This is a genomic window from Streptomyces sp. NPDC057010 (assembly GCF_042673805.1).
Taxonomy (GTDB): Bacteria; Actinomycetota; Actinomycetes; order Streptomycetales; family Streptomycetaceae; genus Streptomyces.
Genome location: NZ_JBHUSC010000003.1, coordinates 100,339 through 107,189 on the forward strand (window position 1 = coordinate 100,339; position 6,851 = coordinate 107,189).

General features: G+C 75.6%; 7 protein-coding genes. All 7 read right to left on the bottom strand.

Going from position 1 to position 6,851, the window contains the following annotated elements; all coding sequences use genetic code 11:
* Positions 1–209 precede the first annotated feature (209 nt).
* On the bottom strand, positions 210–920 hold the full coding sequence (locus tag ACFTXQ_RS04925; protein WP_382635923.1) for a GntR family transcriptional regulator: 711 nt from the start codon (positions 918–920) through the stop codon (positions 210–212).
* Between the two features lie 57 nt (positions 921–977).
* A complete protein-coding gene (locus ACFTXQ_RS04930) occupies positions 978–1,895 on the bottom strand; it encodes an ornithine cyclodeaminase family protein (RefSeq protein WP_382636256.1) in 918 nt (305 codons plus the stop codon).
* Positions 1,896–1,969: 74 nt separating this feature from the next.
* Complete coding sequence (locus ACFTXQ_RS04935; RefSeq protein WP_382635925.1) at positions 1,970–2,980, bottom strand: proline racemase family protein; 1,011 nt, start codon at positions 2,978–2,980, stop codon at positions 1,970–1,972.
* Positions 2,977–3,981 (bottom strand): proline racemase family protein, encoded by a 1,005-nt coding sequence (locus ACFTXQ_RS04940; RefSeq protein ID WP_382635927.1) that lies wholly within the window; start codon positions 3,979–3,981, stop codon positions 2,977–2,979. The genes ACFTXQ_RS04935 and ACFTXQ_RS04940 overlap by 4 nt, the downstream gene beginning before the upstream one ends.
* Before the next feature lie 32 nt (positions 3,982–4,013).
* The gene (locus tag ACFTXQ_RS04945) at positions 4,014–4,877 is read right to left on the bottom strand and encodes a dihydrodipicolinate synthase family protein (protein ID WP_382636258.1); all 864 of its coding nucleotides are present in this window, start codon (positions 4,875–4,877) and stop codon (positions 4,014–4,016) included.
* Positions 4,878–5,040: 163 nt separating this feature from the next.
* On the bottom strand, positions 5,041–6,471 hold the full coding sequence (locus ACFTXQ_RS04950) for an FAD-dependent oxidoreductase (protein ID WP_382635929.1): 1,431 nt from the start codon (positions 6,469–6,471) through the stop codon (positions 5,041–5,043).
* The gene (locus tag ACFTXQ_RS04955; protein ID WP_382635931.1) at positions 6,452–6,763 is read right to left on the bottom strand and encodes a (2Fe-2S)-binding protein; all 312 of its coding nucleotides are present in this window, start codon (positions 6,761–6,763) and stop codon (positions 6,452–6,454) included. The genes ACFTXQ_RS04950 and ACFTXQ_RS04955 overlap by 20 nt, the downstream gene beginning before the upstream one ends.
* Positions 6,764–6,851 lie beyond the last annotated feature (88 nt).

Here is a 6,851-nt window from a genome sequence, read left to right on the forward strand (position 1 = left end):
CGTCCCCGCCCCCCACTACCCCCCGGGGCCACCCCCCACCCCCGGGCCCCCCCGGGGCTGGCCCGCCCCCCCGGCCCCCCAACCCCAACTAAACACTCTCCGCCCCGGTTGTGGCCCCCCGGACCCGGCCCGGGGGCGGCCCCGCGCCGCCCCCCCCGCCCCTGCGGAAGCTTACGCAGTCTCCTGCCCGTCCACCGAGACCCCCGCGGTCACACCCCCGAGCCGAGGCCGCCCGGGGTGCGGCCGACCGGCTCGTCGCGGCCCTGCGCCCAGAGGGAACGGACGTGGCCGAGGTGGCGCACCATGCAGGCCTCGGCCGCCTCGGCGTCGCCGGTGAGCATCAGGTCGAGCAGCTCGAGGTGTTCCTCGGCGGAGGAGACGAGCTTGCCCGCCTCGTCCAGGCCGGTGAGCCCGTACAGCCGGGAGCGCTTGCGCAGGTCGCCGACGGTCTCGACGAGGCGGTCGTTGCCCGAGAGGCCGAGCAGCGTGAGGTGGAAGCGGCGGTCCGCCTCCAGGTAGCCGATCAGGTTGTGCTCGCGGGCGCTGGTGACGATCTCCTGCGCGATGGGGCGCAGGGCCTCCAGCTGTTCGGCCGTGGCGATCTTGGTGATCTTGCCGATGGTCGGCACCTCGATCATCGTGCGCAGTTCGGTGTACTGGTCGAGGTCGCGCTCGCTGACCTCGGTGATCCGGAAGCCCTTGTTGCGGACCGGCTCGACCAGGCCCTCGCGGGCGAGGTCGAGCATCGCCTCGCGCACCGGCGTGGCCGAGACGCCGAGTTCGGCCGCGAGGCCCGGTGCGGAATAGACGCTCCCGGGGCGCAGCTCGCCCGCTATCAGGGCCGCTCGGAGGGCGTGGCCGACCTGGTCGCGGAGCCGCTCCTGGGCCTTGATGAGACTGTGCTGCTTCAGGTCACCCATTGCTTTTCCTCCGAGACCCCTTGCCCCACCGATGGGCGGAGGGAACAGCGTACAATGTCACGTTTCGCTGTTCGCCCCGGCGGCCTCGTACAACGCGACCGCCACGGCAAGATCCTCCCAGGCCATGCCCACACTCTTGAAGACCTGTGGACAACCCGGCGGCCCGCCCGCCGGCATCCGGCCGGCGACCAGGTCGGCGAGGGTGCCGGTGATGTGGCCGGGCCCGATGGCCCCCTCCGCCTCCGGCACCAGCAGGTCCCCGGCCTCGCGCAGGGCCGCCGCACGCGACTCCACGTAGACGGCGGAGCGCCGGATGAGGGCGGTGTCGGTCTCGCGGGCGTCCGGCTCGTGGGAGCCGACCGCGACGACCACCGCCCCCGGCCCGACCAGCCGTCCGTCGAAGAGGGGTTCGCGGGCCGTGGTGCAGCAGACCACCAGGTCGGCGCCGGCCACGTCCCCGGCGGTCCCGGTGCGGGCGGGCACCCCGAGGGTCTCGGCGTACGCGGCCAGCTTCCGGGCCCCGGCCGGCTGCCGGGCGACCACCACCGCCTCGGACAACTCGCGTACGGAGAGCACCGCTTCGAGGTGGCCGTACGCCTGCGGGCCCGACCCGAAGAGCACCAGCCGCAGCGGCCGCCCCGCCGGGGCGAGGTGGCGCAGGGCGAGGGCCGAGACCGCCGGGGTGCGCAGCGCGGTGAGGGCCGCGCCGTCCAGGAGGGCCAGCGGCCGCAGGGTGGGGCCGTCGAGGAGGAGGTAGCTGCCGGTGATCCGGGGCAGGCCGCGCGCCGGGTTGCCGGGGGCGACCCCGGCCACCTTCACGCCCGCGTACGCCCCCGAGGCGGCCGGCATCAGCAGCAGTTCCCCGCCGGGCACGGCGAGCGCCGTGCGCTGCGGGCCGCTCTCGGGATCCGGCCCGTCCCGCAGCGCGGCGGCCAGGGCGTCGGTGGCCGCGGCCGGGGTCAGGAGCCGGGCCATGGCGGCGGCGTCCAGCTGCGGGAGTCCGCGCCCGGCCGGCGCCGGCGCGGCGGGCCTCCCCTCCGCGGGCCGGGTCACAGCAGGAACCCGGTCCCGAGCGCGTCGTACGGGTCGACGGTGAAGACGTGTTCGCCGGTGCGGTAGGCGCTGCCGGTGACCTCGGTGACCCCGCCGGGCCGGATCCGCCCGGTGAACACCGTGCCCGTCACCGACTCGTGCAGCAGGTCCTCGCCCGGGCCGAGCCGCCCGTCCTCCGCCAGCAGCGCGAGCCGCGCCGAGGTGCCGGAGCCACAGGGCGAGCGGTCGACCTGCCCGTCGGCGAAGACGGTGACGTTGCGCTGGTGCGGCCCGAAGGGGGTGTCGGGGAGCTCCTCGTGGAGGATCACCCCGTAGACCCCGGAGAGCAGCGGCCCGCCGGGATGCCAGGTGGCCGGATGGGTGGCCAGCGCGGCCCGGATCTCCTGCCCGGCGCGGACCAGGTGGGGCAGGGCCGCCCGGGAGACGTCCAGGCCGAGTTCACGGGCGGCGACGGCGGCGTAGCAGGCGCCGGCGTGTGCGATGTCCACTTCGGCGAGCCCGAGCGTGGTGGCGACCGGCACCTTGCGGGCGGCCACCCGGGCCGGGACGTTGCGGAAGGTGACCCCGGTGGTGCGGCCGCCGTCGCGGTGCACGGTGGCGGTGACCCGCCCGGAGGGCACGTCGATGCGCACCTGCGCGTCCCCGTCGTCCGGGGCCGGGACCCGGCCGCTGTCCACGGCCCAGGCCCCGAGCGCCATGGTGCCGTGGCCGCAGGCGGTGGAGTAGCCGTCCTTGTGCCAGAACAGCACGCCGAAGTGGGCCCCGTCGTCGTCCGGGGGCACGACGAACCCCCCGTACATCCCGGCGTGCCCGCGCGGCTCCTGCACGAGCAGGCGCCGTACGTCGTCCAGCGCGGAGCGGCGCGGAGCGGTTCCGGATCCGCCCGGGCCGATGGCGGTGGCGCAGCGCTCGGCCACGGTGTCCCCGGGGACGGGCGGGAGGCCCTCCGCGACGATCCGGAAGGGCTCGCCCGCGGTGTGGTAGTCCACCGTTCGGACGGTGTTCACAGCAGGAAGCCTCCGGGGAAGGGGTCGGTGGGGTCGAGGAAGTACTGGGCGGTGCCGGTGATCCAGGCCCGGCCGGTCACGGTGGGGACGACGGCGGGCAGTCCGCCGACGGTGGTCTCCCCGATCAGCCGGCCGGTGAACTCGGTGCCGATGAACGACTCGTTGACGAAGTCGGTGTCGAGGGCGAGGAGGCCGCGGGCGTGCAGCTGGGCCATGCGCGCGCTGGTTCCCGTACCGCAGGGCGAGCGGTCGAACCAGCCGGGGTGGATGGCCATGGCGTGCCGGGAGCGGCGGGCGTCGGAGCCGGGGGCGGCGAGGTAGACGTGCTTGACCCCGGCGATGGAGGGGTTCTCGGGGTGGACGGGGCGGTCGCCCGAGCCGTTGATCGCGTCCATGATCGCGAGTCCTGCGGCGAGCAGGTCGTCCTTGCGTTCCCGGTCGAAGGGCAGGTCCAGGGCGTCGAGTTCGACGAAGGCGTAGAAGTTGCCGCCGTAGGCGAGGTCGTAGGTGACCGTCCCGTAGCCGGGGACCTCGGCCTTCAGGTCGAGGCCGACGCAGAAGGAGGGGACGTTGGTGAGGGTGACGGCGGTGGCCGCCCCGTCCTCGACCCGGACGTCGACGCTCACCAGTCCGGCGGGGGTGTCGAGCCGGACGGTGGTGACCGGTTCGGTGACGGGCACCATCCCGGTCTCGACGAGGACGGTGGCGACCCCGATGGTGCCGTGCCCGCACATGGGCAGCAGGCCGGACACCTCGATGTAGAGGACGCCGAAGTCGGCGTCGGGGCGGGTGGGCGGCTGGAGGATGGCGCCGCTCATGGCGGAGTGCCCGCGCGGCTCGTACATGAGCAGGGTGCGGAGGTGCTCCATGTGCTCGATGAAGTGGAGCCGCTTCTCGGCCATGGTGGCGCCGGGGATCACCCCGACTCCCCCGGTGATCACACGGGTCGGCATGCCCTCGGTGTGCGAGTCGACCGCGTGGTAGATGTGGCGTGTGCGCATCGTGTCCCCCCTCGGACGGGTTGGGTGTGGCGTTAGTTGAGGCCCTCGGCGAGGGCCTTCCCGGTGGCGGCGCGGACGGCGGCCTCGGTGTCGCCGGTGAGCGGGAAGCGCGGCGGGCGGGTGGCTCCGCCGGGGCGGCCGGCCAGGTCCATGGAGAGCTTGATGGCCTGGACGAACTCGGTCTTGGAGTCCCAGCGGAGCAGGGAGTGCAGGGACTTGTAGAGCGGCAGGGCGGTGGCGAGATCGCCGGCGACGGCGGCCCGGTACAGGGTGGCGCAGGCCCGCGGGAGGGCGTTGGGGTAGCCGGCGATCCAGCCGACGGCGCCCGCGAGGGCCAGTTCGAGCAGGACGTCGTCGGCGCCGATGAGCAGGTCGAGGCCGGGGGCGAGTTCGGCTATCTCGTAGGCGCGGCGCACGTCCCCGCTGAACTCCTTGACGGCGACGATGGAGCCGTCGCCGTGGAGGCGGGCGAGCAGGGCGGGGGTCAGGTCCACCTTGGTGTCGTACGGGTTGTTGTACGCGACGACGGGCAGGCCCGCGCGGGCGACCTCGGCGTAGTGGGCGCGTACGGTCTGCTCGTCGGCGCGGTAGGCGTTGGGCGGCAGGAGGAGTACGGAGCCCGCCCCGGCCTCGGCTGCCTGGTCGGCCCAGCGGCGGGCCTCGGCGCTGCCGTAGGCGGCGACACCGGGCATGACGCGGGCCCCGTCGCCGGCGGCCTCGACGGCGGTGCGGACGACGCGGGCCCGCTCCTCGTCGGTGAGGGTCTGGTACTCGCCGAGGGAGCCGTTGGGGACCACGCCGTCGCAGCCGCCCTCGATCAGCCAGGCCACGTGTTCGGCGTACGCGTCGTAGTCGACGGTGAGGTCCTCGTTCAGGGGGAGCGTGGTGGCGACCATGATCCCGTGCCAGGGGCGGGTGCGGGTCCCGCTGTCGCCGCCGGGCAGGGGGGTGGGGATGGGCGCGGGGGTGGGCGCGTGCGTCATGAAGTGACTCCCTAGTGTGGTGTGTGACATTTTACTAGTGGGTGTGAGCCGGCCACAAGGGTCCGGAGGGATCCGATCAGCGGTCGGCGGGCGGAAGTTGGGCCAGGTGGCGCAGCGGGACCGGGCAGGACAGCGGCCGGCGGTCGGGGGCCGGCACCCCGCCCGCGAGGGCGGCCACGGCCGGGCCGCACATCCGGCCCTGGCACCAGCCCATGCCGGCCCGGGTGAGGAGTTTGACCGTACGGGCGTCCCGCGCTCCGAGGTCTTCGGCGGCCTCGCGGATCCGGCCGGCCGGCACCTCCTCACAGCGGCACACGACGGAGTCGTCCCGCAGCCAGCCGGTCCAGCCGGAGCCGGGGCGGTGGGCGGCGGCCATCGCGGCCGCGAAGGCGCGCAGCCGGGCGCGGCGGCGGGCGAGGGCTGCGGGGACCGGCCGCCCGGCGGCGGTGTGTGCGGCGATCTCCCCCTCGGTGACGGCGAGTTCGGCGCCGCCGATGCCGCCGGTCTCGCCGGCGGCCAGGATGCCGGGCACGGAGGTGCGCTGGCCGGCGTCGAGGTCCAGGGCGACCGTGCCGTCGGGGCCGCCGAGGGTGGCGCAGCCGAGGCCGGTGGCGAGTTCCAGCTGGGGCACGAGGCCGTGTCCCACGGCGAGCGCGTCGCAGGGGATGCGGCGGGCGGTGCCGGGCAGGGGGCGCCAGTCGCGGTCGAGCCGGGCGACGGTGACGGCTTCGACGCGGTCGGTGCCGTGCGCCTCGACGACGGCGGACCGCGCGAGGAGGCGGATGGCACCTCTGAGCAGGGCACTTCCGTGGAGGGCGGCCTCGGCGAGCTTGGCGGGGTTGCGCAGGAGGGTGGTCGCGCTACGGGAGTACGCGGTGTAGCTCGCGGCCTCCACGACGGCGGGGACCGTGGCGCCGGCGGCGGCCAGCGAGCCGGCCACGGCGAGCAGGAGCGGGCCGCTGCCGGCGACGACGATCCGGCGGCCGGGGAGGACCAGGCCGCCCTTGAGCATGGCCTGGGCCCCGCCGGCGCCGACCACGCCGGGCAGGGTCCAGCCGGGGAAGGGCAGTTGGCGCTCGTAGGCGCCGGTGGCGAGCAGGATGCGGGTGGCGCGGACGGTCGCGGCGTGTTCGTCGGGGCCGGCCACCGCGTGCAGGGTCCAGTGGTCGCCGTCGGGGACCACCGTCCAGACGTGGTGGAGCGGGAGGTACGTGATCCGGCCGGCCCGCTCGTGGGCGCGCAGGGCGGCTTCGCGGGTGGCGAAGGCGGCCCAGCCGTGGTGGAGGGCCTCGGGGCGGGCGGCGCCGAGGGCGGGCGCCGGGCGGCGGTAGAACTGGCCGCCGGGCTGGGATCCGGCGTCGAGGAGGGTGACGCGCAGGCCGAGGCCTGCGGCGCTGACGGCGGCGGCCAGGCCGGCGGGGCCGGCGCCGATGACGGCGAGGTCGACCGGGTCGCCTGCGGCGGGCGTGGGGTCGGAAGGGGTGGGGTCAGACTGCGAGGTCGGCATGGCCTGTGCCCTCCTGGGTGGTGACGGTGTCGCCGGGGCGGGCGGGGATCAGACAGGCGCGCTGGTTCGGGCTGCCGTTGACGGTGACGAGGCAGTCGTAGCAGCTGCCGATCCCGCAGAAGGCACCGCGCGGTGCGCCGGCTTCGCGGGTGGTCCGCCAGGCCAGGATCCCGGCGGACCAGAGGACGGCGGCGATGGACTGCCCCTCCTGTGCGGGGAGTTCGCGGCCGTCGAAGGCGATGGTGTACGCCGATTTCGGGGTGCCGCCGACCAGGGAGCGGGGGCTTCGCATCAGGGGGTCCTCCTCGGGGGGTGTCGGGGGTCGGGGGCCGGGGCCGGGGTGGGGTGTCGTCCGGGACGGGCTTCGATGTTCGGCGCCC